The sequence below is a fragment of the Halopenitus malekzadehii genome, assembly GCF_900108505.1.
Classification (GTDB): Archaea; Halobacteriota; Halobacteria; order Halobacteriales; family Haloferacaceae; genus Halopenitus; species Halopenitus malekzadehii.
Window position 1 is genome coordinate 160,469 of sequence record NZ_FNWU01000002.1, and the last position, 23,833, is coordinate 184,301.

Here is a 23,833-nt window from a genome sequence, read left to right on the forward strand (position 1 = left end):
ATCCATATGGACGATTCGACGAAGGATGCCGTGACCGACGCCTTAGAGAGCGGGAGGTACGTCAAGGGACCTCAGGTCGAACGCTTCGAAGACGAGTTTGCCGAGGCGTGCGGTACGAAGCACGCGGTCGGCCTCAACAGCGGAACGTCCGCCAACCTCCTCGGTCTCAAATCGATCGGCGTGGGTGATGACGACGACGTGTTCGTCCCCGCCCACACCTACTTCGCCTCTGCGAGTCCGATCCTGTCGCTTGGGGCAAACCCCGTCTTCGTCGACGTGCGTTCCGACACCTACACGATCGATCCTGACGACCTCGCTGCAAAGGTCGCCAAGTCTGATGCTGCGAAGGCGGTGATCCCGGTCCACATCTATGGACAGATGGCCGAGATGGAACGTATCAGTAAGATCGCCGAGGAAAACGGTCTCCGCGTCGTCTCCGACGCCTGCCAAGCCCATCTCGCGGAACGTGACGGGAAGAAAGCCGGCAGCATCGCGGACGTTGGAACTTTCTCGTTTTACCCATCGAAGAATATGACCGTCGCAGGCGATGGCGGGATGCTCGTCACTGACGACGATGAGATCGCTCAGCGCGCTCGTGCGTTCCGCAACCACGGTCGAGACGAAGACGGAGTACACCGACACTTGGGGCTTAATCACCGGTTAAGTGAGACACTCGCTGCGGTCGGCAGAGAGCAATTAAAACACGTCGACGAGTGGAACGATGGGCGGCGGCGGGCAGCAGAAACGTACGCCGACCGGCTCGACGACATCGACGAGGTGATCGTTCCAGCCGAAGACGAGGCAAACGAGCACGTGTATCACCTCTACGTCGTCCAGGTCCCGGACCGAGATGGGCTGCGTGAGTTCCTCGATGACCACAGTATTGACACCGGGATTCACTACTCGACGCCGGCGCACGAGCACCCGGCAGTGACCGAGCGAGTGGGTGAAACCACCGTAGAGTTCGCAGAGGAGCTGTGCGATCGGATCGTATCACTACCGATGCATCCCCGTATCACCGACGAAGAGGTAGAGTACGTCTGCGATCGAATCGAGGCGTACTACGAATGAAGTACGGCGTGATCGGGACGGGCTATTGGGGATCGAACCACGCCCGCGTAGCGAGCGAACTCGCTGAAGAGGGTGTGATCGATTCGGTCGTGCTCTGTGACATCGACGAGGATCGGGTGGCAGACCTCGCGTCGTCGTACGGTGTAGAGTACACGACCGACTATGAAGAGTTGGGTTCGATCGGTGTCGATGCGGCGACGGTCGCGACTCCTTCACCGACCCATCACGAGATCGCTACGCGACTCCTGAGCGACGGGGTCGACTGTCTCGTGGAGAAGCCACTCGCACTCGACGCTGAGGACGCGTGGTCGATGGTGGAGACAGCTAGGGAAGAGGACGCGGTGTTGGGTGTTGGACACATTTTCCGATTTCATCCCGCGTTGAGTGAGCTGAAACGCCGGATCGATCGCGGCGAGCTCGGGCAGATCAAGTACCTCAACACGACTCGGTTCTCGTTCCGCGTTCCGCGGGCGACGGCTGGCGCCCTCTACTCACTCGGCGTCCACGACATCGATATTTCCAATTATCTCCTCGACGAGAAGCCGGAGTCCGTCTACTGTAACCTCGACAGCTTCGTCCGGGAGGATGTCGACGAGACGGCAACAATCGTCCTCGAGTACGACGGCGCCACGAGCGTGATCAACGAGTCGTGGCAGGTTCCGGTCCACGGAAAGAGACGGGACTTGGCCGTCGTTGGGACCGAGAAGTCGGCGTACGTGGACTATCTACAGGACAACGTCGTCGAGCTGTACGATAGCCGTGTGACCAACGAAGGCGGCGACCTCCGCGCACGGAGCGAGGGGAAGCAGGTCTACGAGACAGACAACGCCGAGCCGCTGAAGGTCGAAGTCTCCGAGTTCGTTGAGGCGTCGCGCTCTGGTGGATCATTCAACGCGTCCGGAACGGTCGGTGCGGAGACGGTTGATCTCCTACAACTGTGTGAGGAGTCGGCAATGAAGGGAAATACGATTCGGCTAGATTGAGTTATTCATCCGCGTACCCGATGATCTCTGCGGGATTTCCGACAACAATCGCATTTTCCGGCACGTCTTCGACAACAACTGCACCTGCACCTACAATTGCATTTCTACCGATCTCAACTGGAAGTATCGTTGCATTAGTTCCGATTGAAGCCCCTTCTCGGACGATTGTCTCTTTCCATTCATCACTAGGAGGGTATAGATCGTTCACAAATTTTGCTCCATGGCTTACGAAGACATCGTTTTCAATAGTTACCAGTGAGCAGATAAATGCGTGAGATTGTATCCGGCACCGATCCCCAATTTTGGCTCCCTCTTGGATTTCTACGAGGGATCCAATCATACAATTATTACCGATAGTCGCACCGTATACATTCACAAACCGCCATATATGAGTGTTTTTTCCAACTTCAGAGTTATGTATAACCGAAAATTCTTCTATTTCAACACCTGATTTGATATCACAATCCGTGATGATCGATTTACTAGCCATTGACTATTCTAACTGAGATGGAGATATTTGGTGTTAACTATATTATTTCCAACAGTACATCAATCATTAAACGAAACATGCCTGTATCCCTGTAGGCTTCACAATAATTCTCATAATGACAAGAAGGCTTCAGCAGAGCCTCTCTTTCGAAATTCCAGGCGGTTTCTCATTTTCACGCTCAATCAGAGATGGTCATCTGGACACTACCTCTCTCGACCTAACGATACAAATAAGGGCAACGGCGGCCTTCAAAATGAGAGACGACGTTGATATGAACGATATTCTATTTCTTACCACAGGGACGAGTGTCTTCACGACGAAGGACCGTGAGATGCTGGAGGAACGTTACAATGTGACTACCGTAGAGATGAACATTCGAAAAGAACCCACCGATTTCATAACCCTCGTGCAGGAAATCCGGCGACACGATCTCTTGTTTGGCTGGTTTGCCTCTCCCACCGTCAGCATCGCTACCCTCATAGCATCTTTCCTAAACACCTCCAGCATAATCATCACCGGAGGGTTCGATGTAGCCCGAGTACCCGAAATTGAGTACGGCCTTACGCTCGATTCAAAATACTATCACCTTACGAGAGCGGCTCTCACGGCAGCCAACAAGGTCCTCGCTGTCTCTGAGAGTAATAAAACCGAGGCGCTCGAGATTGCACCCACTGCACATATCGAGACCGTCTATGTCGGCGCGGTCGACACTGAGACGTTCGTCCCCGGCACCGATTCAGATGAAAATCTTGTACTCACTGTCGGAGCTGTCAAAACCCAAAACCTAGTAAAGAAAGGACTGAAGCCGTTCGCAGAAGCTAGCAAGTTGTTACCGGACAAAGAGTTCGTTATTCTCGGGGATCACGCTGACGAGGAAGCGGTCTCAAAACTTCGCGCCTCCGGCGGAGACAACCTTTCACTCCCCGGGTACGCTTCGTTCGACGACCTCGTCAAGTACTACCAGCGAGCCGGAATCTACGTCCAAGCGTCGCGCCACGAATCATTTGGGATATCACTCGCCGAGGCGATGGCCTGTGAATGTGTGCCTGTCGCGTCTCGACACGGGTCGTTGCCTGAAGTCGTCGGCGAGACAGGGGTCTACGTCGATCCGGTCACTCCTAAAGGACTCAAGACCGGAATTATAGACGCCACTGAGCTCCCCGGAACGCCGGCAAGGCAGCGGGTACTTGAGAAGTTTAGGAAGGCTCAGAGACGTGACGCACTATATAGTCACGTTGATGATGTCTTGGAGCGATCCAGAACATATCGTGGGTGAGTAGATATGCGAGTCGGACAGACCTCGTTCATCGTTTTCATCTCAAAGCTCCTCGGATCCGTCCTCGGGTTCCTCGCGACGCTGACGTTCGCTCGAATCCTCGGTGCCGATGTCATTGGATACTACTCCATCGCACTCGCAGTCATAGCATGGCTCAAGCTAGGCGGCGATCTCGGAGTCTCACAGGCTGTCTCGAAACGGATTAGTGAAGCCGATGACCCCGACGAGTACTACACTGCTGGCCTGATCACGATTGGTGCGTTTGTCGTCGCAATTTCGCTCGTCGTCCTTATCCTCCGGGACGCCATTGACAGCTACATCGGTGTTCATGTCTGGCACTTCGTTATCCCACTTGCTGTGACCGGACTCCTCATCACACTTGCTACCTCAACGCTGAACGGAGAACGGAAAGTCCACATCTCCGGGCTTCTCACCCCGGTGAACCTTACTATTACGAGCATCACGCAGATCGCGCTCGTCCTTGCTGGCTTCAAGCTCACCGGGATGCTCTTCGGATACCTTGTCGGCGAGTTCCTCATCGGAATCACCGCAATAGCTATTGTTTCTTCGAGCATTCGGCTCCCTGAGAAGCAACACTTCAAGCGACTCTACGACTTCGCAAAGTACTCTTGGCTCGGTAGTCTCAAACTCCGGTCGTTCAACGATATCGATGTCCTCGTGCTCGGCGCGCTCGTCTCTCCATCGCTCGTCGGCGTCTACACCGTCGCTTGGAGCCTCTCGAAGTTCCTCACGCTCTTCGGCGGCGCTGTCCGGAGCGCCATGTTTCCCGAAGTCAGCCATGCCGATGCCAGCGGCGACAGCGACCGCATCAAAAACCTCACTGAGGACTCTCTATCTTTCATCGGACTCATCGCCATCCCTGGGCTGTTCGGCGGGGTCATCCTCGGCGACCGCCTGCTCCGAATCTACGGTGACGAATTCACCCAGGGCACCACCGTCCTCGGAATTTTGATACTCGCGACGCTCATTTACAGCTATCAGCAGCAGATGCTTGGCATCATTAAGGGAATCGACCGTCCGAAGATCGCATTCAAAATCAACGCTGTCTTCATCGTCTTGAATTTCACTCTCAACGTCTTGTTGGTCCTTTGGATAGGATGGGTCGGCGCCGCACTCGCCACCGCGGTCTCCGCGTTTTTCGCCGCCGTGCTTGCCTATCGCGCTCTCAAGCGCCTCGTTGAGTTTGACTCCCCGATCCGGGAGCCCGCGTATCAGGTGTTCGCCGCCTGCGTGATGGCCGTCGTCGTCTACGCCGCTCGCAGCACGATCGAAGCGTCCACGCTACCAAAATATAATGCGGTGCTCGTCGTGGTTCTGGTTGGTTTCGGCGCTACCGTCTACTTTACCGTGTTAATCGGAGTTTCGGGTCAGTTTCGTGACCTCCTGTCGAGTAACGCACCGATCACGCTTCCGTTCTAACCAGTCCGCAAGCAAGAATCACCCGATGTACCCAAGGTCCTCAAGGTTTGACTCAATATCTTCCGATAACTCCGGTCCCGCCCCATCGTCGCCACCGATGGTGCTCGTTTCGAAGCCTGCAATGAGGCGCTCTATCTCCGCTCGGACATCGTCGATAGGTGCTGTTCCGTTCTCAACGAAGTTTTCGATGCTATCGTAGCCGTAGTACTCCGGGAACGCGATGCCGCGGCGCCACTTGAGGTACGCGTCGAGGACAGCCTGTGTCGATGCCCACTCTTGGAGCGCCTCACGGTTCTTCGAGGGAAACGTGATTCCGTGTGATTCGGTAAGGATACCGGTATCTGGAGCACGGCCCGCGACATTGTCGTCGAGGAGGTTACGGCCGCGGGAGTCGCTAGCGTCGAGGCCAGCGAGCTCGAGGACGGTGCAGTGGACATCGAGGAGACTAACGAGACTATCGTTAGTCGTCGTAGTGATTTCACCGCCGTAGACTGTGAGCGGGACGTGTGTTAACTCGGGATAAACGCCGAAGCCGTGGCCAAGGTGGCCGTGCTCGCCGAGGAGTTCGCCATGGTCGGAGAGCGTGATTATGTAGTCGTAATCTTTGCGGAGTTCATCGAAAATAGTGTGATAGATATCGGAGAGATATCGGGCGGCGTTCCCGTACCGCGTCCGGATTGCTTCAACGTCGATGTCTCTGTCTGTGTCGAGCGACCCCACGGGGTTTTCCGGGAACAGGATGGCGTCGTCAGGTACTTCTTTGTACTCTTCTGGGATCTGGTAGGGCGTGTGCGCCTCCATCAAGTTCAGGTAGAGAAACTCCTCTGAGGCGGCGTCTAGGCTCTGGAGGCTATCGAGGATGCTTTGCGCACCCATGTCGCTGCCTCGGTCGCTGCCTGCATTGAACTTTAGATTGTAGCCGTATTTGAGCGACTCAAGCGTGTTACAGTCAGCGGTGAGGCACTTCCAGACGCCGAGTGGGTATCGCCACGGTGCCTCATGCGGCTGGTGTTCCCGAATGAACGAGGACCAGTTGAAGAGATCTGGATCTTGGCTGTGCCGCATCTTCTCGTTCTGGTAGCCAAGGCGCTCAAGGTGGTCAAACCCGCGATCGAACCCGAACGCGTCTCCCACAACGGTGTTGCAGGTGTAGCCTCTCGTCGTGTAGCCGACATCCTGAAGACGTTCGGCAAGTGCCGGAGTTTCACAGTCAAACTCGGGCTGTTCAGCATGTACGTCGACTTCGCTGGGATAGCGCCCGGTATAGAGCGAGGCATGGGCGGGAAGCGTCCAATGGCTTGGACTCCAAGTGTTCTCGAATCGAGTGCCGGGGAGCCACTCGAAGTGCTCCTCGAAAGCGTCGTACCGGAGCGTGTCAAGCACGACAACGGCGATATTTGGCGAATCACTCGGCATTAACTCTTTTCCGCCACTCCATAGTTATAGCTTCATTGGTCACGTTACTAGGTGTTTCTGTAGATTGTTGACGAAGACACCGGCGGGTCTTGATCCCATAAATTGTGGTGGTGTTTGTTCTCGCTCGTTGCCAAGATGAAGCTGGTTACCATGGAGTGCAGCGATCTCAGCGGGCCGTTGGTGTTTCCATCCGTGAGATCGGCCAGCAGTTCGGTTCAGAGATGTTCATAACCGTTGTTGTTGAGTCCTTTCGCCGGTTCCTCGAAGGCGCTGACCTCGGCTCGAGAATCTTTGCGACGGTACTCCGGGTGGTGGCCGTCGGTGCCAGTGTCTACTTCTCGACGCTGCTCGCGGTCTCTCCGAATTCCCGCAGGACGATCTTAGACAACCTGCCAGATGAGGTACCGCTGTAACGTATCCGATAACTTTTCACCGATAATTACATTTATTCAGCCATGCAATCGGTGATCCTCGCGGCCGGAAAGGGAACTCGTCTGGAACCCCTGACCGACGACAAGCCGAAACCGCTTGTCGAAGTGGACGGGCGACCGATCCTCGAAGACGTCTTCGACAACCTCATTGAAATCGGCGTCGACGAGTTCGTCGTCGTCGTCGGCTATCAGAAACAGCGAATCATCGAACGGTACGGTGATGAGTATCGCGACGTGCCGATCACTTACGCACACCAGCGCGAACAGAACGGCCTCGCACACGCGCTTCTCCAAGCGGAGCCGCACGTCGAGGGTGACTTCGTGCTCATGCTTGGGGACAACATTTTCCGAGCCAACCTCGGCGACGTGGTGAACCGACAAGGCGAAGAGCGGGCGGACGCTGCGTTTCTCGTCGAGGAGGTCCCCCACGAGGAGGCGTCACGCTATGGCGTGTGTGACACAAACGGATATGGCGAGATCCACGCGTCGTCGAGAAGCCTGACGACCCGCCTTGGAATCTGACGATGACCGGCTTCTATACGTTCACACTGCCATCTTTCACGTGCCATCTTGTGCAGCCGAGCGATCGCGGCGAGTACGAGTTCACTGACGCTATCAACCTGCTCATATAGTCTGGTCGAACGATTGACGCCATTCCTATCGAAGGATGGAGGCTGACATCGGATATTCGGAAGATCGTAAGGATACCAAGCGTCGCCGGGGTGAGACTGCCGCAACCGACGCCGACGAGGAAGAAGCAGTCGCGGACTCTTGATCCTCCTGGAGGACGATCGGACATAAAGTCAGGCCACAGGAGGATCAAGAGTCCGCAGGGCTCGCACAGCGCTCGCCGGACGAGAGCACGTAGAGGCCGGGTCGATCCTCTCCACGAACCCCGAAGTCATTGAATCTCAGACGCCGTCACTGTCCGCTTCGTTGGCCACACCTCCCGAATTGAACCAGCCGCAGCGCATCGCCTCCGTTTCAGCCTCCGACAAGGGAACCGACGACTCCCGAAACGAGTCGATCACCGTCTCGCGGGATTCGGATGCCTCATCGATGAGCCGCGTCAGAAGCTCCTGCTGGGTGACCGTCTTACCCGTTCGAAGCCGGATCGCCGCCTGCAGCTCCGCTAGCTGAGACTTCGCATCGTCGTGCACCGTTACTTCCGTCGTCATACGTTCACATAGTATCCACACTACGGTGAATGTTTCCACGGACGGGAATCGTCACGCGTACCACGATCGAGGTTTCTTCCATCCCGTCCACGTTCCACTCCAACGGAACAGACCTTTTACCCGCCACGCTCACCCCACGGGTATGACGCGGTCTCGCCTTCGCGACCTCCCGGGGCAGGCACGCCGGCGGGTGCTGTCGGACCTCCGCGAGGATCCGTACCTCCCGTACGTGCTCCTGCTGGCGGTCGTCCTCTGCGGGTTCTGGATCTGGCATCGGGCGCCCAACTTCGCCACGCGCGACGAGAAGAGCCGGATCCTCGACGTCCTCGTCGCCTACGGGCGCGTGCTCGAGGATCCGAGCCTGGCGGCGCTGCGCGAGGGCGTGACCTGGAGCCGGGTGCCCTTCGGCGCGACGTTCTACCTCTTCGGGCTCGCGCTGCTGCCGGTGATCCTCGTGGCGGCGGTCCTCGGCGAGCTGGAGGCGATCGCCGCGCTCGGGGTCCCGAGCTACGAGTTCGGCTTCTACGCCGCCTGGCAGTCGGTGCCGGCGTGGATCTGGACGTGGTCGATCGTCCTCGTCAGGCTGGCGAACGTGGCGTTCGCGGTCGGCTGCGTCTACCTGACCTACCGGATCGGCGCCGCCGCGGTCGACCGCCGGACCGGCGACATCGCGGCGCTGTTGCTCACGCTCACGTTCGGCTTCCTCACGATCGCCCACGAGGGCGGGGAGGACATGCCGGCGACGTTCTTCGTCCTGCTCGCACTCTACCTGGCGCTGCGGTACGTCCAGATCGGCGACGAGACGCTGATCCTGGTCGCGGGCGCCGCCGGGGGGATCGCGATCGCGTTCAAGCTCACCGCCGTGCCGGTGGTGCCCCTCGTCGGGCTCGCGTTCCCGCTGCGCGCGCGCCGGGGCGACCGCTCCTGGCACGCCGCCCTTGCCGCCCTCGCGAAGCCCGGACCGCTACGGACGATCGTCGCCAGCGCCCTCGCCGGATTGCTGTGCATCGTCCTCGGCTTCCCGACAGCGCTCGTCGGGGCGCCCGACCTCGTCCTCGAGCGCGTCTTCGTCGACCCGGTCGCCCGCGCCACCCACACCACCGGTCCGGACGCGCCGGTCTGGTGGTGGTTCCTCCGCGGCTACCTCAGCGCGCTCTCGATACCGCTCCTCGTGGCGGGGATCGGCGGCGTTCTCGCGAGCGCGTCCGCGATCGTACTCGGGATCGTGCCCGGACTCCGGGACCAGTCCGAGGGACGTGATGGGGCGGATGAGGGGACCGTCCTCGTGCTGGCGCTGCTGGGAACGTACCTCCTGCTGTTCTCGCAGTGGCACGACTTCCGGGTGCATCACCTGCTGCCGACGTTCCCGCTCGTCGCGCTGCTGCTTGCCGACCGGCTGACCGCCCTCGAAGCGAGCCGACCGGCGATCGCCCGACCACTGATGGCGATCCTGCTCGTGACCGCGGGCAGCTACGCGGTCGTCGGCGTCGGCGGCTACGCCGATATGCCCCGCGACCAAGCCGAGGACTGGCTCCTGGAGAACGCGGAGCCGGACGCGACCGTCGAAACCTACCGCGTGGACTTCCAGGACACCGCGATCCCCTACGAGCTGTCGGCCAGTCCGGTCGCCCAGCCCGAGGGGATCGGCACCGATCCGTGTCCGGACTACGTCCAGCTGGGCTACCGCGACCTGCTGTACCTCGTCGACGGCACCTACTACCGGAACGGCGCGCGCCAGCACCGGTACATCCGGTCGCTGCTCGAGGCGGAGCACAACTACGAGATCGCCGCGGAGTTCGGCCCGCGGCCGCCGAACTACGTCCCCGACCGCGCAGAGCCGGGTTCAGCCCGGGACCTGCTCCGCTACGGCGTTGTCCCACAGACGGACCAGTACGCCGACGAGCAGGAGCTTGCGGCCAACCAGTACACCATCGTCCTCGAGCGGACCGGGTCGTGTCCGGCCGACCGGGACCCGCCGTTCTAGCCGCGGTGCGGTCGTGATCTCGTTTCAGTCGTGGTGCGTCCGTGATCGTTCTTTTATCGGCCAACCGCGGCACGCCGGTTATTCTCCCGGAAGAGTGATGTCTCGGGGCTTGACCCCGAGGCAATTCACACACCGTGGTCACGGAACCGTTGCAGGGCAACTTCGATAGGAAGCTCGTCAAAATCATCGTCAGCCCCGGCGACGAGCGTCGCGTCACGTTCGTGGGCGAGCGCAACAGCGTATGCATCGGCAAGTGAGATGCGCCCATCGGCTTTCACTTCTGCTGCCAGTCGCCAGTCAGCCGATTCAAGCGCCAATCCCTGCCGTTCAAGCGCACGAATGTCTCGGTCAGCTTCCCGCAGCGAGGCGTCCGTCGGACCGTCATCAACGCCTTCGAACCGAGCAACGAGATAGAATACTTCACTCGCATTGGTCTCGGTAAGGAATCCGCCAGCGTCGCCGGTGAAGACCTCGTCGAGACGTTCAGCGACGGCTTCGTGGCCGGGTTCGTTGTACAGGAAGGCGATGATTGCTTCAGTATCGAAGACGTATCCGCCGCTCATACGTCCTCGGACGGGCGTAGTCGTTCAACTCGCTCCTCTTCGTTGCGTTTTTCTTCGTCCTTCAGCTCACGAACCCGCTCCAGCACGTCACCGCGTTCGTGCTCGCCAGCGTGGATTCCATGGAGCTCATCCGGCGACGGAACCGGCTCGATGATGATACGGCCCTGCTCCTCGTAGACGAACACCTCGCCCGGCGTCTCAATCCCGAACTTCTCTCGCAGCACCTTCGGGATCGTGGCCTGTCCCTTCTGAGACACGCGTACTACTCTTGGTTCATTTGTACTACTTGCCATCGATAGTAGTACCTATAAATCTCTGTATTACTAAAGCTACCGCAGTCAAACGATTTGCGGCTTTATATACTGCTCCACTGTATCAGTAGCGCGGGAGTGACTCTCAGAAGAGTCCCCGGTGCTGAGGCGCCAGACCGTATACGATGTGGTGTTTGGTTGGGCAGCCAGTCAAGAGTAAACATCGGCTCGCGGCGCGTCGCTCCATCCACATCACTCCTCGCCCGGCGCCGGCGTCGGTCCCAACCCGACCGCGGGGTACCACCCTGCCAGCGCGGGCAGGTAGACGCCGAGCGCGCGGTCGAGGAGCACGACCGGGACGGCGACCGCCTCGGGCACGCCGAACGCGACGAGGACCACGGTCGTGGTTGCCTCAGTGACGCCGATCCCGCCGGGCGTCAGGGGGAGCAGCGTCACGCTGTAGGCGGCGACCAGATAGAGGGGTAACAGCGCCGCCGGCTCGAAGCCGGCTCCGAGCGCGGCCAGCGCGACGAGCACGCGCCCGCCGGGCGCCACGACGGTGAAGAGGGTCCAGCCCGCGGCGTAGCGCGCCCACACGCTCGGGTCGGCAGCCAGATCCCGGAAGGAGGCGCTCGACTCGGCCGCGAAATCACGCACGCCGTCCACCCGCGCCGCGATCGCCGGTCCAACTCGGGGGATCCGGGTGGCGAGTCCCTCCAGCATCGACACGAGACGATCGAGCAGCGTCAGGTTCGTTCCGGCGAGCAGGACCGCTCCGCCGGCGGCGAGGTAGAGCCCGGTCGAGATCGCCAGCAGGAGGACGATCCCGGTCGGCAGCCGCGAATATCCAGCCAGCAGTCCGATGGCAGCGACGATCCCGTACAGCACCGCGTAGGCTCCGGTGTGGACCCCGGAGACCGACGTGGCGTCGGCGTAGTTCAACCCGGTTCGGCTCCGGATCACGAACGGCGCGGCCACCCGCCCCGAGAGCCGCGAGGGCAGCAGCTGGTTCAGGAAGTAGACCGTCAGGTCGACGCTGGCGGCGGCGCGGATCGACCGGATCCCCGCCCGCGCCAACAGCACGTGCCAGGAGTAGAACCGCCCGAGAAGCCCCGCGACCGACAGCGCCAGCAGCGCCGCGACCGTGCGTGCGTCCAACCGCCCGAGCGTCGCGAGCGTCTCGCCGACCGGCACCTGCGTCAGCACCCACGCGAGCGCCGCGAGGCCGAGTCCGTACTGCAGCGCCGCCACCGCCACGTCCCGCGGCGTGCGGCGAGGCACGCTAGGCTCCCTCCGGGGTGTCCACGAGCCCCGCGTCCGCGAGCACCTGCCGGACGCTCGTGAAGGTGAACGACGTCGCGAGGATCCGCTCGACGGCGCGGCGCATCCAGTCGCCGGTCCGGACGTACACGCGCCGGGGGACGCCCTCGAGTTCGGGGAGGTCGACGAACTCCCACGGGTGGACGTACAGCACGGGCGTGATCCCGCGGCGGGCGAGCAGCCGCATCCCGAGGATCGTGTATCGCGGACCGAACAGCCGGAGCCACGTCCCGGTCAGCGGGAGTCGGAGTCCGGGCATCACGGCGGTCGGGGCCACGGCAAGGTCCGACGGCGCTTCGGGATCGAACGCGGTCGCCGGGCCGGGGCGCTGGCGGTCGTGATCGCCGCCGTACCACCCCGGGATCCGGCGACACGGGACGACGCTGGCGTCGTAGGCGTAGCCAGCCTCGGCCACCATCGAGAAGTGGTCCGGTCCGACGTCGAACGCCGGCGCGCGGAAGCCGTCCACCGGCTCCTCCGTGACGTCGATCAGGAGCTCCCGGGACTCCCGCAGCTCACGCCGGCGCTCGTCGGGATCGAGATCGGTGAGGAGTCGATGGGTGTGGGTGTGGGACCCGATCTCGTGGCCCGCCGCGGCGAACGCTCGGACCGCGTCGGGGTGCTCCGCGGCGACCTCCGAGACGACGAAGGCGGTCGCGGTCGCGTCGTGTTCCGCCAACGTCTCGCGGAGAAAGCGTGCGCCGTCGAGCCCGACGCCCGACGCCTCCGCCTCGCTGGTCCCGTCGTCGTCGGCGCCCCGATACGCCGGCGTGTGCTCGAACAGCTCGAAATCGACCGAGAGGACTGCCCGATCACTCATCGGTTCGATCCTCAAACTCGCGGTCCCCGGACTCGTGAGTCTCACTCCTCCGCTCCGCGAGCTCGCGGTCCTCGAACGTGCGGTCTTCGAGTTCGCGGTCGAGCAGGCTGAGCCGCTCGTTCAGCCTGGAGACGCGGTCGGACAGCCGCCCGATGCGGTTCAGCAGGTACGTCACCAGCACGAACAGGGTGAGGTTCGAGATGACGAGGATCGCCCGTGCACGCAGCTCGAGCCCGAGCACCCGGGCGACCAGGTCGAACGCGCCGGGAAAGAGGGCGACGAAGACGAGGCCGAACCCGACCGCCGTGGTGAGCAGGAACGCCGCGACCGACTCGCGGCCGGTCCGAACCAGGTGCACGCCGGTCCCGACGAAGAGGAGTCCGACGAGCAGCGCGACGACGTTGACGATCGTATAGTCAGCCATAGTTGGTCTGGGTGTGGGTTGCGGTGGTGGATGTCGGTAGTTGGTCCGGGTGTGGGTTGCGGTAGTGGATGTCGGTAGTTGGTCTGGGTGGTGAGTCTCGCTATCTGAACAGGAGCACGCGCAGCACGACGTCGGTCATCCGGAGCGGATACAGGAGGAACGTCTCGAACGTGAACTGTGAATCGCCCGTCTCGCGAGTGGGCATCGCCACGGAGACCTCCGTGATCCGCTGGCCGCTTCGGGCCGCCTCCAGCGTCTGTTCGACCGCCCAATGCCTGTCCGAGCGGTGGAGGATATCGGCCAGCGCGTCGACCCGGTACACCCGGAAGCCGCTCGTCACGTCGGTGATGTCGACGCCGCCGAGCGCGTTGACGACCGTGGTGAAGAAGCTGATCCCCAGCTTGCGCACGAACCCGTACTCCTCGAAGCTCTCGTTGAGGTATCGGCTGGCGATGACCATATCGGCGTCCGCGGCCGCCTCGAGCAGCCGCGGGATCTGCGCGGGATCGTGTTGGCCGTCCGCGTCGATCTGCACGACGAGATCGTAGTCGTTCCGGATCGCGTATCGGTAGCCGGTCCTGACCGCGCCGCCGACGCCCGTGTTGAACACGTGCTCGATGACGGTGGCGCCGTGGTCGGTCGCGACGTCGGGAGTGCCGTCGCTGGAGCCGTCGTCGACGACGACGACCTCGTCGACGTGTTCGCGTGTCCCCTCGATGACCGGGCCGATGGTCTCGGCCTCGTTGTACGCGGGCAGGACGGCTACCGTTCGCACTGGTGGAGGGAATCGCCGGGCCGCACTTAGGGATATCGCTCCCCGGTCGGTCCGGTCGGTCCGGTCGATTCGGTCGGTTCGCGGACTCCACGTGATACCACCGGACGTCATCCCCCCGCAACGACGACGAAAGCGACTTGGGGGTCGATCGAGTGAGCGGATCCATGAGCAGGACGGTCGTGGTCGGGCTCGACGGCGCCAGCTGGGATCTCCTCGACCCATGGATCGAAAACGGGGAGCTGCCCAACCTCGCTGCGCTCCGCGCGGCAAGCGCCTACGCCGAGACGGAGAGCTGTCTCCCGCCGGTTACCTTCCCGAACTGGAAGTGTTACTCCTCGGGGAAGAACCCCGGCAAGTTCGGCGTCTTCTGGTTCGAGCGGGTGAACCTCGAGGCGGGCACGATCGACGTCACGAACGGCGGCGACTTCGAGACGCCGGAGCTGTGGGACTACCTCAACGACGCGGGCAAGCGCGCCGGCGTTGTCAACATGCCGACGATGTACCCGCCCCGCGACATCGACGGCCCCATCGTCGCCGGCGGTCCCGACGCCGTCGAGGGGGAGTACCGGTCGATCGACGGCGGCTACGCCACGCCCGCGGGGCTCGCGGAGGAGCTCGAGGAGCGGTTCGACTACCGCGTTCACCCCGATCCACTCCTCTCCTCGAACGAGGAGCGGGGCGCCGAGGTCGAGGCGATCCTCGAGCTGCTCGAGCTGCGGTTCGAGGTCGCGCTGACGCTGCTCGAGGAGGAGGATCTGGAGTTCGTCCACGTCACGCTGTTTTACCTCAACGTGCTGCAGCACTTCTTCTGGAACGACGAGCCGACCCGGCGCGCGTACGGCATCATCGACGAGTGGGTCGGCCGGATCGCCGGGATGGACGACACGAACCTCGTGTTGATGTCCGACCACGGCTGCGGGCCGACCACCACCGAGTTCTACATCAACGAGTGGCTCGCCGAGAACGGCTACCAGGCTCGCGAGCGCACCGTCGACGGCGCGTTCCAGCGTATCGGGCTCGACCGCGAGCACGTCCTCGCGGTCGCCAAGCGGCTGGGCGCGGTTGACCTGCTCGCGTCCGTCGTTCCCGAACGGATCCAGAAGCTCGTGCCGCAAAGCGCCGGACTCAAGCGCGACCGGAAGCTCGACGCGGTCGACCTCGCGGAGACGCGTGCGCTCGCCAGCGGGCAGGGACCGATCTATCTGAACCCGGCGTTCGACCGCGAATCGGTTCGCGAGGACTTGATCGCCGATCTCCGAACTGTCACCGACGAATACGGCCCCATCTTCGACGGCGTGCACCGCGCCGAGGACGTCTACGACGGCCCCTTCCTGGGGGCCCCGAGTGCCCCGGACGTCGTCGTCGACCAGCGTGACGGCGTCCACGTCAACGACGGCATTGGCGGCGGCACCGTCCGCTCCGGGCCGGACCGCTGGCGAGCCGAGAACACGCGCAACGGGATCTTCCTCGCGTCCGGCCCCGACTTCGAGGCGGCCGGGGAGCTCGACCGCATCAGCATCCTCGATATGGCGCCGACGCTTTTGACCGCCGCCGGCTGTGCGGTGCCCTCGGATATGGACGGCGATCCCCTGCCGATCGTGGCCGGCGACCCCGAGCCGGCGACCCGCGAGCCGATCGCGTGGGACCGGGGCGACGAGGATGACGTCACCGACGGCGTCGAGGAACGGCTCACGCAGCTCGGTTATATGGAGTGACCGTCAGGCGGAACCGGGAGATTCACGCGTTCGTTTCGGTTATCAAACCGGACAGCCAAAGTTGGTTTATAAGGAACCCGACGCTACCTATCGGTATTGATCGTTCGAAATCGGATGGGAGCTGCAGACTCCAGGTCGACTATCGACCGATTCGATCTTTGAGGCGTGAGGCGGCCAAAACCACTGAGTATGAGAGACACCGAAAGACACAGTATCCTGTGTTCACATAGTTTTCTGTATGCCGACTATCACGGTCAACGTGGATGACGACCTGAAAGAGCGTATGGAAAAGCACCCCGAAATCAACTGGAGTGAAGTCACGCGACAGGCCATCCAAGAGAAGATCGAGGCGCTCGAAGTGATGGACGAACTCACCAGTGAGAGTAACCTCACCGAAAGTGACGTACAGGAGATCGCCAACAAAATCAACGAGAGTGGACGGACGCGCGTTGATGAGGAATCAGCGTGAATCCGACGGATGAAGTTGGTTCTCGACGCTAACATCGTCATCTCTGCACTCATCGCTGATTCAAAAACTCGAGAGCTCATCGTCACGCTCGAACCCACCCTTTTGACACCGGCGTTTGTCCACGACGAAATCGGGAACTACGAGGGCCTGATCGTCGAGAAGTCAGGGATGGAACCGGCCAGAGTGGCACAGTTCATCGATCTTCTGTTCCAATACATTGAGGTTACCTCCGCCAGCGAGTTCTATCCAGCTATCGAGAGTGCGGACGAAGCAGTCGGTGACACTGATCCGGATGATGTGCTCTATCTGGCGTGTGCGATTGCCTGTGATGCGGCCATCTGGAGTGATGACTCGGACTTCGACGAACAGGATCTGGTTGAGACGTACTCGACGAGCGACGTGATCGACTCGTTCGACACACTCTGATTCAATGTGTGACTAATTTTCTTGGTAGTCGGCGTGGTCTTCGTAGCCGCGTTTCAGTCACTCGAACTCCTCACCGGCGCTTATTCGTTTCGAGAAGCAGCTACTCCACGGTCACGCTCTTCGCGAGGTTTCGCGGCTTGTCGATCGCCCGACTCTTCTCGTTGGCCACGTGGTAGGCGAACAGCTGGAAGTAGACGTTCGCCACGAGCGGCTCCAACAGGCCCACGTCCGGCACCTCGAAGGCGACGTCGAGCGTTCCGAACTCCCGGTCGGCCGAGACGCAGCCGATGGCGTCCGCGCCGCGCGTCTGTGCCTCGGTCACGTTGGTCATCGTCTCGGCGGGCGAACCGCCCTCGGTCAGGACCGCGAGGACCGGCGTCCGGTCGGTGACGAGCGCCAGCGGGCCGTGTTTCAGCTCGCCGGCCGGGAACCCCTCGGCGTGGTCGTAGGCGATCTCCTTGAGCTTCAATGCGCCCTCGAGCGCGACGGGCACGCCCAGATCGCGGCCGAGGAAGAAGAAGGCGTCCTCGTCGCGGTACTGCTCGGCCGCCGCGACCACGTCGGCTTCGGCGTCGAGCGCCTGCTGGACGGCCCCCGGCAGGCCGCGGAGGTTCTCCAGCACCGAGCGTGCACGCGAGGCCGACAGCGTCCCGCGCTCGCGGCCGAGTGCGACCGCAAGCAGTGCCAGCGTCGTCACCTGCGAGGCGAACGTCTTCGTCGCGGCGACGCCGATCTCCGGGCCGGCCCTGATGAAGACCGCGTCGTCGACCGCGCGCGTGACGCTGCTGCCGAGCGTGTTGGTGACCGCGAGCGTCCGCGCGCCCGCGGAGTCCGCCCGGCGGATCGCTCCCAGCGTGTCGGCCGTCTCCCCGCTCTGGGTAACCGCGATCGTCAGCGTCCGGTCGGGATCCCGTCCGGCCCCGAACGCGTACTCGCTGGCGATCTCGACGGTGGTCCGCACGTCCGCGAAGGATTCGATCAGCCGCGCCGCATACCGGCCCGCATAGTAGGAGGTTCCGCAGGCGACGATCTGCACCTCCTCGATCCGTTCAAGCAACGCCTCGGGGAACGAGACGTCCAGATCGACGCGGGCTCGATCGACGTCCACGCGCCCTGACAGCGTCTGCCGAAGCGCCGTCGGCTGCTCGTGGATCTCCTTGCGCATATAGTGCTCGTAGCCGGCCTTCTCCGCGGCGTCGGCCTCCCACTCGACCGTCTCGACCGATCGGTCGACCGGCCGGCGGGAGAGGAACGCATTAGCGTCGGACGACGCGGAGGAGTCCGGTACCGATGCGTCCGACGCCGCGTCGTCCGACGGCGCGAACACCTCGACGTCGCCGTCGGCCGAGAGGTCGACCACGTCGCCGTCCTCGAGGTAGGTCACCTCGCGGGTGTGCTCGAGGAACGCGGTCACGTCGCTGGCGAGAAAGGCGGCGTCCTCGCCGTGGCCGACCACCAGCGGGCTCCCGTCACGGGCGGCGACGATCCGGTTCTCGCCGGCGTGGATGGCACAGACCGCGTAGCTTCCCTCGAGACGGTCGACGACGCGCTCGACCGCGGTTCGAAGGTCGACCGCGTCCCCGCCGGCCGTCTCCGACAACTCGGATTCGAGGAGGTGCGGAACGACCTCGGTGTCGGTCTCGCTCGTGAACTCGTGGTCACCGAGCTCCGCCTTCAGCGCCTCGTGGTTCTCGATGATCCCGTTGTGGACGACCGCGATCGACTCCGCGCAGTCGACGTGCGGGTGCGCGTTCGCGTCGGTGGGCGGACCGTGCGTGCTCCAGCGCGTGTGACCGATCCCGCAGGTCGCGTCCGGCGCGTCGGGGACGGTTAGGTTCGAGACCTCGCCGGAGCGCTTGGCGACGGTGAGGCCGCCGTCAGCGGCGACGTCACCGGTCGCACGTGCACCGTTCACGAGCGCGATCCCCGCGGAGTCGTAGCCGCGGTACTCCAGGTTCTCGAGCCCCTGGTACACGATCGGGGCCGCCGCCTCGTCGCCCACGTAGCCGATGATCCCACACATCGTTATCCCCTCCGAACGACCGCGTCGGGCTCGATCGTGCCGCTCACCACGGCGCCGGGGTCGACGCGCGAGACGTCGCCGAGGACCGTCCCTGGAACGAGCGTCGCGCCGCCGCCGACGGTCGCGTTGTCGCCGACGACGCCGCCGAGACGGACGTCCGGGTGGACCTCATCGTCGACGACCACGGTCGACCGCCCGCCGGCGATCGTGGCGTTGGCGCCCACACGAGCGTTTCCGGCGACGACCGCGTCACGCACCACCGCGCCGGCCTCGATGACCGCATCGGGGAAGACGACCGAGCCCTCCACGACCGCGTTCGGGCCGACCGTTGCGTTCTCGCCCAGCGCGCTCCCGCCGCCGACCACCGCGTTCGCGCCGAGACGGACGTCGTCGCCAACGACCACGTCGTCGGCGATCTCGGGGGCGGAATCGGCGTCGCTTCCGGCGTCCGCTTCCTCATCGGCTCCCACGAGGGAGGCGTTGACCCGAAGCAGGTCCCAGAGGTACGAGACGTCGAGCCACTGCCCGCGGTAGCCGATCGCCGTGATCGGGTTCTCGTCGGCGATCCGGTCGAGTGTGTCGGTGAGCGCGAGCTCGCCCGTGGGCGAGGTCTCCCGGATCGCGTCGAAGACGGCCGCCGTGAAGCCGTAAACGCCCGCGTTGATCCGGCTCGTGCTCACGGGGGCCTCGGGCTTCTCGGCGATGCCGGTGACGCGGTCCTCGCCGTCGAGGGTGACGACCCCGTACTCGCGGGGATGGTCGACGTCGGTGACGGCCATCACGGGCGCGTCCCCGGCCAGCGTCGCCTCACGAACGCGACGAACGAGGTCGGCATCGACGATCCGGTCGCCGTTCAACACGACGAACCGGTCCCCGACGGCGGGCTCGGCCTGCAGGAGGGCGTGGCCGGTTCCGAGCTGGTTGGCCTGTTCGACGTACTCGACGTCCACGTCCCAGTCGTCGCCGTCGCCGAAGTGGTTCCGGATGCGTTCCTGGCGGTACCCCACCACCAGCACGATCCGGTCGATGCCGGCCTCGCGGATCGCCTCGATAACGTACTCGAGGATCGGCCGGGTGGCCACGGGCAGCATCGGCTTCGGCCGCCGGTTCGTGAGCGGCTCCAGGCGCCGCCCCTCGCCGGCCGCCAACACCACGGCGGTCACGGGGTCGTCGGTCATACCGGAGGGAGACGACCGTCCGGCATAAATCCTCACCACTCGGACGCCCTCGCCGCTTGCGCCACGCATCCCCTCACTTCTCGCCGGTCACCGTCCGCCGGGAGCTACCGCCGATCCCGAGTGACCGTCTCGCCGGGATCGGTCGTCTCCTCGACGCCGAGCACGACGCCGGCGTTCAGGTTCGTGTCGATCCCGGTCTTGACGCCCTCGCCGAGGACGACGCCGAGTTTCCGTCGGCCGGTGTCGACGCGTTCGCCCTTGACGGTCATCCGAACCGTCGCGTCGTCGTGACGCAGATTCGCGACGACCGTCCCGGCCCCGAAGTTCACCTCACGGTCGATCACAGAGTCGCCGACGTACGAGAGGTGGCCGATGGCGGCGTCGTCCATCACGACGGAGTTCTTCACCTCGACCGCGTGGCCGATCCTGACGTCGGGGCCGATCACGGTCGATCCGCGGACGTAGGCGTTCGGCCCGACCTCGGCGTCGGACCGGACGATCGCCGGTCCCTCGATCGTCACGCCGGAGCGGACGCGGGCGCCCTTCTCGACCAGTACCGCTCCGTCGAGGGTCGCGTCGTCGGCAACGTCTCCGGCTCGCGGATCGACGCCATCCGTGGCGTCGATTCGGTCCGACAGGTCCTCGAGAACCGCCTCGGTGGCCTCGAGCAGCTCCCAGGGGCGCCCGACGTCGAGCCACCGCCCGTCGTACTCGACGACCGAGATCTCGGTCCCGCGGTCGAGCAGGATCTCCAGCGTCTCGGTCAGCTCGAACTCGCCGCGCTCGCTCTCGCCGGTCGCCTCGAGCGCGTCGAAGGCGTCCGCCTCGAAGGCGTAACAGCCCACGTTCGCCAGGTTCGTCGGGGGGTCGGCCGGCTTCTCGACGATCGTCTCGAGGGTCGGGTGCTCGGCTCCGGTGCTCTCGTGGGTCGCCGCGTCGTCGGGTGCCGCGTCGTCGGTCGCTCCACCGTCGTCCGCCAACGAGACCACGCCGTACGACCGTGGGTCCTCGACCTCGGTGACCGCGATCGCGGTCCCGTCCGCCTCGGCCAGCGATCGGGGAAGCGACTCCTCGATCACCACGTCGCCGTTGACGACGAGGAAGTCGTCATCGACGATCTCCTTCGCCTGCAGGACCGCGTGTGCGGTGCCCGCCGGGTCGGCCTGCTCGACGTAGTTGACGGGCGCGCCCGCGTAGCTGTCGCCGATCGCATCCTCGATGGCCGCTCCGCGGTAGCCGGTCACGATCACGAACTCGTCGACGACCGGCAGACAGGCGTCCAACACGCCCGCAAGCAGCGACCGATCGCCGACCGGGAGCAAGGGCTTCGGACGCCGATCAGTCAGTGGTCGCATTCGAGTCCCGCGGCCGGCCGCAAGCACGACGCCGTACATACTCGACTGCGAGAACGGGGCCAGGTTTAGTCGCTGCGATGGCGCGATCGGATCGGGGCCGAGCATATATATACGGTGACGCGCATATATTCTTGTATGAACTCGGATCCCGATCGGTATGGACCGCCAACGGAGGATTTCTCCGACTCCGTGGCCGATCGGCTCTCGGAGGCGCCCACTGACGAACGCGTCCATCGCGTCGCGCTCGCGTTGACCGAGCCGACGGGCGTCAGCGAGGTCGCGGAGCGGGCCGACTGTTCGCCGAACGCAGCCCGGCGCCACCTCGCGCGGCTCGCGGACATCGGCGTCCTCGAACGCGTGACGAGCGATCCAGACACGTTCGAACGAAACGAATCGTACTTCGAGTGGCGTCGCCTCAACCGGTTGGCCTCGCTCCCCGAGGGAGAACGCGATCGTCGTCTCCGCGAGTTGCTCTCGGAGGACGCGGCGTACCGCGATCGGTATGCCGTCGAGCGGCCGTCGGCGGTCGATCCGCTATCGGTCGCGGGCGACGACGACCACGGTGACGCCGAGCAGGTCTGGCTCGACTGCCGAAACTGGGAGGCGATCCGAGAGGAGATCTCCGACCTCCGCCGCGTCCGACGGAGCGACTCGATCGTCGACGAGGCCGTCTGACGGTGGTCGAGACGGACTCCAGCGGGACGCATACTCGAGACCCGAACCGGGCGGTACTCCGTGAATTGGCCTCACTACTGGCGTCCGAGGACTGGATCGACGAGATCTCGGTCTTTCCGGCGACGCATCCGGAGTCGATCGTGATCTCGCTCGAGGCGACCCACTATCCACCCGATCGCGTCGCGGAGGCGTACGTCGAGATCCAGTCGTACACTAACGGTGATTTTCACGTGAGCTACGTCGAGGATCACCACGGAGTCGAGTGGTGTTGTCGGTGGGATCGGCACCGAAGCGAGGAATACACACGGGATCACTTCCACGCGCCACCATCGGCGACGCACGACGCCGGCACCAACCGGGAATATCCAGCGGACCTCCTCACGACGGTCGGGAACGTGGTTGTATCGTGGATATACGACCGGATCGGGGACGTGTGGGATGAAATCGACTAATCCGGTGAACGGTGCCGTTTCCCGGCGCCGAGAAGCCTACATATAGCGCCCCCGAGGCAGTTCACATATAGCCGAGGTCGCGCAGGCGCTCCATCAGGTCCTCCTTGTCCTGGGCGCGCCCCGCGCGCTCGGTCGTGTTCTCCAGGTCCTGCAGCCAGGCGGGCTCGCCGGTGGTCTTCTCGGTGGAGACCTCGCTGCCAAGCGACCGGAAGCCGGCGAAGTACTTCGGCGAGATCGGCACGTCGTCCTGCTCGATCCCGTCCGGAAGGTCCGCGGCGGACTCGGGCACGTAGCCGTCCTCGGGGTAGCCCTCGACGGAGTCCGGAACGACGTAGTACCAGAAGGCGTCCCAGACGTCGCGTTCGGCGAACTGCAGGATGGGTTGGATCCGGTCGTGGGGCGGGTAGATGTCCGGGTCGTGGCGCGGCGAGAAGAACGTCTCGTCGGCGCGGGCCTCCTGTTCGTCCCAGCGGACGCCGGAGATGACGCCGTCGATGCCGTGCTCCTCGAGGGCGTTGTTGAGCGCGACCGTCTTCAGCAGGTGGTTGCCGACGTAGGTGTCGAGCAGGAACGGGAACTCCTCGTCCTCGTACTCGAGGATGTCCCGGACGTGGTGCTGGTTCTGCTCGTCGAGCGCGTCGATCGGGATGTCGTCGCCGGGTTCGAGATCGTTTGCGTCGACGTACTCGCCGACGTCCTCGTTGCGTGCGTAGACGACGTCGATGTCCCACTCGTCGGCCCAGTGTTCGACGAAGTCGGTGATCTCGTCGAAATGCTGGTAGTGGTCGATGAAGACCGCCGTCGGCTTGTCGTATCCGTACTCCTCGGCGACCTCGTTGATGAAGTAGAGCGTGAGCGTGGAGTCCTTCCCGCCGGTCCACATCACGGCCGGGTTCTCGTACTGCTCGAGCCCTCGTTTGGTCACCTCGATCGCCTTCTCGATCTTGTGTTGCAGGGACGGGTAGTCATCGGGCGACTCCCCCTCGCCGTCATCGTACTCGACGTCGACGTACTCCGGAAACTCCGACGACATACCGGAACGGTACCAGCGGGGACGTATCAGGCTTTCTACCTGGTTTCGCGGCTCCGATACCACAGATCCTATATGGGAAAACGCG

Annotated in this window: 24 protein-coding genes and 1 pseudogene; 12 read left to right on the forward strand and 13 right to left on the reverse strand. The window is 63.3% G+C overall.

The features are described 5' to 3' along the window. Window positions 1-6: 6 nt before the first annotated feature. The gene (locus BLW38_RS06140; protein ID WP_177167451.1) at window positions 7-1,071 is read left to right on the forward strand and encodes a DegT/DnrJ/EryC1/StrS family aminotransferase; all 1,065 of its coding nucleotides are present in this window, start codon (window positions 7-9) and stop codon (window positions 1,069-1,071) included. Then, window positions 1,068-2,054: a Gfo/Idh/MocA family protein gene (locus BLW38_RS06145; protein ID WP_092816031.1), complete on the forward strand. Its 987-nt coding sequence runs from the start codon at window positions 1,068-1,070 to the stop codon at window positions 2,052-2,054. Before BLW38_RS06140 ends, BLW38_RS06145 begins: the two co-directional genes overlap by 4 nt. A gap of 1 nt (window position 2,055) precedes the next feature. On the opposite strand, the gene BLW38_RS06150 is transcribed toward BLW38_RS06145, so the two are convergent. Continuing rightward, the gene (locus BLW38_RS06150) at window positions 2,056-2,544 is read right to left on the reverse strand and encodes an acyltransferase (RefSeq protein WP_092816033.1); all 489 of its coding nucleotides are present in this window, start codon (window positions 2,542-2,544) and stop codon (window positions 2,056-2,058) included. A gap of 253 nt (window positions 2,545-2,797) precedes the next feature. Here BLW38_RS06150 and BLW38_RS06155 point away from each other — a divergent pair, with 253 nt between their 5' ends. Both BLW38_RS06155 and BLW38_RS06160 read left to right on the forward strand, forming a co-directional pair. After that, the gene (locus tag BLW38_RS06155; RefSeq protein ID WP_177167452.1) at window positions 2,798-3,820 is read left to right on the forward strand and encodes a glycosyltransferase family 4 protein; all 1,023 of its coding nucleotides are present in this window, start codon (window positions 2,798-2,800) and stop codon (window positions 3,818-3,820) included. A 6-nt stretch (window positions 3,821-3,826) separates the two neighbouring features. After that, a complete protein-coding gene (locus tag BLW38_RS06160) occupies window positions 3,827-5,260 on the forward strand; it encodes a flippase (protein WP_092816036.1) in 1,434 nt (477 codons plus the stop codon). An 18-nt stretch (window positions 5,261-5,278) separates the two neighbouring features. Here the strand turns inward: BLW38_RS06160 and BLW38_RS06165 are convergent, their stop codons facing one another. Beyond that, entirely contained in the window at window positions 5,279-6,676 is a 1,398-nt protein-coding gene (locus BLW38_RS06165; RefSeq protein ID WP_092816038.1) for a sulfatase-like hydrolase/transferase, read from the reverse strand. A 155-nt stretch (window positions 6,677-6,831) separates the two neighbouring features. Here BLW38_RS06165 and BLW38_RS06170 point away from each other — a divergent pair, with 155 nt between their 5' ends. Continuing rightward, on the forward strand, window positions 6,832-7,089 hold the full coding sequence (locus tag BLW38_RS06170; protein ID WP_143040821.1) for a hypothetical protein: 258 nt from the start codon (window positions 6,832-6,834) through the stop codon (window positions 7,087-7,089). A gap of 42 nt (window positions 7,090-7,131) precedes the next feature. Further along, window positions 7,132-7,882, forward strand: a pseudogene (locus BLW38_RS06175) (sugar phosphate nucleotidyltransferase). A gap of 136 nt (window positions 7,883-8,018) precedes the next feature. Here BLW38_RS06175 and BLW38_RS06180 read toward each other — a convergent pair. Beyond that, window positions 8,019-8,285, reverse strand: coding sequence for a hypothetical protein (locus BLW38_RS06180; protein WP_092816042.1), 267 nt, complete (start codon window positions 8,283-8,285; stop codon window positions 8,019-8,021). Between the two features lie 142 nt (window positions 8,286-8,427). Here BLW38_RS06180 and BLW38_RS06185 point away from each other — a divergent pair, with 142 nt between their 5' ends. After that, a complete protein-coding gene (locus tag BLW38_RS06185; RefSeq protein ID WP_092816045.1) occupies window positions 8,428-10,269 on the forward strand; it encodes a glycosyltransferase family 39 protein in 1,842 nt (613 codons plus the stop codon). Between the two features lie 125 nt (window positions 10,270-10,394). On the opposite strand, the gene BLW38_RS06190 is transcribed toward BLW38_RS06185, so the two are convergent. From BLW38_RS06190 to BLW38_RS06215, 6 genes are all read right to left on the reverse strand, one after another. Beyond that, window positions 10,395-10,832: a PIN domain-containing protein gene (locus BLW38_RS06190; protein WP_092816047.1), complete on the reverse strand. Its 438-nt coding sequence runs from the start codon at window positions 10,830-10,832 to the stop codon at window positions 10,395-10,397. Next, entirely contained in the window at window positions 10,829-11,125 is a 297-nt protein-coding gene (locus tag BLW38_RS06195) for an AbrB/MazE/SpoVT family DNA-binding domain-containing protein (RefSeq protein WP_092816049.1), read from the reverse strand. The genes BLW38_RS06190 and BLW38_RS06195 overlap by 4 nt, the downstream gene beginning before the upstream one ends. A gap of 210 nt (window positions 11,126-11,335) precedes the next feature. Continuing rightward, window positions 11,336-12,364 carry a lysylphosphatidylglycerol synthase transmembrane domain-containing protein gene (locus BLW38_RS06200; RefSeq protein ID WP_092816051.1) on the reverse strand — a complete coding sequence of 343 codons (1,029 nt, stop codon included), beginning with the start codon at window positions 12,362-12,364 and terminating at the stop codon, window positions 11,336-11,338. 1 nt (window position 12,365) lies between these two features. Next, window positions 12,366-13,223 (reverse strand): polysaccharide deacetylase family protein, encoded by an 858-nt coding sequence (locus BLW38_RS06205; RefSeq protein ID WP_092816053.1) that lies wholly within the window; start codon window positions 13,221-13,223, stop codon window positions 12,366-12,368. Next, on the reverse strand, window positions 13,216-13,647 hold the full coding sequence (locus BLW38_RS06210; RefSeq protein ID WP_092816055.1) for a DUF2304 domain-containing protein: 432 nt from the start codon (window positions 13,645-13,647) through the stop codon (window positions 13,216-13,218). The genes BLW38_RS06205 and BLW38_RS06210 overlap by 8 nt, the downstream gene beginning before the upstream one ends. Before the next feature lie 100 nt (window positions 13,648-13,747). Then, window positions 13,748-14,422, reverse strand: coding sequence for a glycosyltransferase family 2 protein (locus BLW38_RS06215; protein WP_092816445.1), 675 nt, complete (start codon window positions 14,420-14,422; stop codon window positions 13,748-13,750). Window positions 14,423-14,586: 164 nt separating this feature from the next. Between BLW38_RS06215 and BLW38_RS06220 the strand changes: the two genes are divergently transcribed. The 3 genes from BLW38_RS06220 to BLW38_RS06230 all read left to right on the forward strand — a co-directional run bounded on the left by BLW38_RS06220 (window position 14,587) and on the right by BLW38_RS06230 (window position 17,032). Beyond that, on the forward strand, window positions 14,587-16,137 hold the full coding sequence (locus BLW38_RS06220) for an alkaline phosphatase family protein (RefSeq protein ID WP_092816057.1): 1,551 nt from the start codon (window positions 14,587-14,589) through the stop codon (window positions 16,135-16,137). Between the two features lie 238 nt (window positions 16,138-16,375). After that, complete coding sequence (locus BLW38_RS06225; RefSeq protein WP_092816059.1) at window positions 16,376-16,606, forward strand: hypothetical protein; 231 nt, start codon at window positions 16,376-16,378, stop codon at window positions 16,604-16,606. 9 nt (window positions 16,607-16,615) lie between these two features. Then, window positions 16,616-17,032 (forward strand): PIN domain-containing protein, encoded by a 417-nt coding sequence (locus BLW38_RS06230; protein ID WP_092816061.1) that lies wholly within the window; start codon window positions 16,616-16,618, stop codon window positions 17,030-17,032. 100 nt (window positions 17,033-17,132) lie between these two features. Here the strand turns inward: BLW38_RS06230 and glmS are convergent, their stop codons facing one another. The 3 genes from glmS to glmU all read right to left on the reverse strand — a co-directional run bounded on the left by glmS (window position 17,133) and on the right by glmU (window position 21,627). Then, a complete protein-coding gene (gene glmS, locus BLW38_RS06235; protein WP_092816063.1) occupies window positions 17,133-19,055 on the reverse strand; it encodes a glutamine--fructose-6-phosphate transaminase (isomerizing) in 1,923 nt (640 codons plus the stop codon). Window positions 19,056-19,057: 2 nt separating this feature from the next. Then, entirely contained in the window at window positions 19,058-20,233 is a 1,176-nt protein-coding gene (locus BLW38_RS06240) for a sugar phosphate nucleotidyltransferase (RefSeq protein ID WP_092816065.1), read from the reverse strand. Between the two features lie 104 nt (window positions 20,234-20,337). After that, window positions 20,338-21,627: a bifunctional sugar-1-phosphate nucleotidylyltransferase/acetyltransferase gene (gene glmU / locus BLW38_RS06245; protein ID WP_092816447.1), complete on the reverse strand. Its 1,290-nt coding sequence runs from the start codon at window positions 21,625-21,627 to the stop codon at window positions 20,338-20,340. Between the two features lie 96 nt (window positions 21,628-21,723). Here glmU and BLW38_RS06250 point away from each other — a divergent pair, with 96 nt between their 5' ends. Both BLW38_RS06250 and BLW38_RS06255 read left to right on the forward strand, forming a co-directional pair. After that, window positions 21,724-22,263, forward strand: coding sequence for a DUF7342 family protein (locus BLW38_RS06250; RefSeq protein WP_092816067.1), 540 nt, complete (start codon window positions 21,724-21,726; stop codon window positions 22,261-22,263). Window positions 22,264-22,265: 2 nt separating this feature from the next. After that, the gene (locus tag BLW38_RS06255) at window positions 22,266-22,715 is read left to right on the forward strand and encodes a hypothetical protein (protein WP_092816069.1); all 450 of its coding nucleotides are present in this window, start codon (window positions 22,266-22,268) and stop codon (window positions 22,713-22,715) included. A 61-nt stretch (window positions 22,716-22,776) separates the two neighbouring features. On the opposite strand, the gene BLW38_RS06260 is transcribed toward BLW38_RS06255, so the two are convergent. Continuing rightward, complete coding sequence (locus BLW38_RS06260; protein WP_092816071.1) at window positions 22,777-23,748, reverse strand: phosphoadenosine phosphosulfate reductase family protein; 972 nt, start codon at window positions 23,746-23,748, stop codon at window positions 22,777-22,779. Window positions 23,749-23,833: the final 85 nt, after the last annotated feature.

Bases quoted from the DNA above. Each gene is read 5' to 3' on its own strand.
- BLW38_RS06150 (WP_092816033.1), bottom strand. From the start codon at position 2,544: ATGGCTAGTAAATCGATCATCACGGATTGTGATATCAAATCAGGTGTT.
- glmU (WP_092816447.1), bottom strand. From the start codon at position 21,627: ATGTACGGCGTCGTGCTTGCGGCCGGCCGCGGGACTCGAATGCGACCA.
- BLW38_RS06210 (WP_092816055.1), bottom strand. From the start codon at position 13,647: ATGGCTGACTATACGATCGTCAACGTCGTCGCGCTGCTCGTCGGACTC.
- BLW38_RS06140 (WP_177167451.1), top strand. From the start codon at position 7: ATGGACGATTCGACGAAGGATGCCGTGACCGACGCCTTAGAGAGCGGG.
- BLW38_RS06160 (WP_092816036.1), top strand. From the start codon at position 3,827: ATGCGAGTCGGACAGACCTCGTTCATCGTTTTCATCTCAAAGCTCCTC.
- BLW38_RS06190 (WP_092816047.1), bottom strand. From the start codon at position 10,832: ATGAGCGGCGGATACGTCTTCGATACTGAAGCAATCATCGCCTTCCTG.
- BLW38_RS06225 (WP_092816059.1), top strand. From the start codon at position 16,376: ATGCCGACTATCACGGTCAACGTGGATGACGACCTGAAAGAGCGTATG.
- BLW38_RS06220 (WP_092816057.1), top strand. From the start codon at position 14,587: ATGAGCAGGACGGTCGTGGTCGGGCTCGACGGCGCCAGCTGGGATCTC.
- BLW38_RS06205 (WP_092816053.1), bottom strand. From the start codon at position 13,223: ATGAGTGATCGGGCAGTCCTCTCGGTCGATTTCGAGCTGTTCGAGCAC.
- BLW38_RS06250 (WP_092816067.1), top strand. From the start codon at position 21,724: ATGAACTCGGATCCCGATCGGTATGGACCGCCAACGGAGGATTTCTCC.
- BLW38_RS06230 (WP_092816061.1), top strand. From the start codon at position 16,616: ATGAAGTTGGTTCTCGACGCTAACATCGTCATCTCTGCACTCATCGCT.
- glmS (WP_092816063.1), bottom strand. From the start codon at position 19,055: ATGTGTGGGATCATCGGCTACGTGGGCGACGAGGCGGCGGCCCCGATC.
- BLW38_RS06260 (WP_092816071.1), bottom strand. From the start codon at position 23,748: ATGTCGTCGGAGTTTCCGGAGTACGTCGACGTCGAGTACGATGACGGC.
- BLW38_RS06165 (WP_092816038.1), bottom strand. From the start codon at position 6,676: ATGCCGAGTGATTCGCCAAATATCGCCGTTGTCGTGCTTGACACGCTC.
- BLW38_RS06240 (WP_092816065.1), bottom strand. From the start codon at position 20,233: ATGACCGACGACCCCGTGACCGCCGTGGTGTTGGCGGCCGGCGAGGGG.
- BLW38_RS06195 (WP_092816049.1), bottom strand. From the start codon at position 11,125: ATGGCAAGTAGTACAAATGAACCAAGAGTAGTACGCGTGTCTCAGAAG.
- BLW38_RS06145 (WP_092816031.1), top strand. From the start codon at position 1,068: ATGAAGTACGGCGTGATCGGGACGGGCTATTGGGGATCGAACCACGCC.
- BLW38_RS06185 (WP_092816045.1), top strand. From the start codon at position 8,428: ATGACGCGGTCTCGCCTTCGCGACCTCCCGGGGCAGGCACGCCGGCGG.
- BLW38_RS06180 (WP_092816042.1), bottom strand. From the start codon at position 8,285: ATGACGACGGAAGTAACGGTGCACGACGATGCGAAGTCTCAGCTAGCG.
- BLW38_RS06155 (WP_177167452.1), top strand. From the start codon at position 2,798: ATGAGAGACGACGTTGATATGAACGATATTCTATTTCTTACCACAGGG.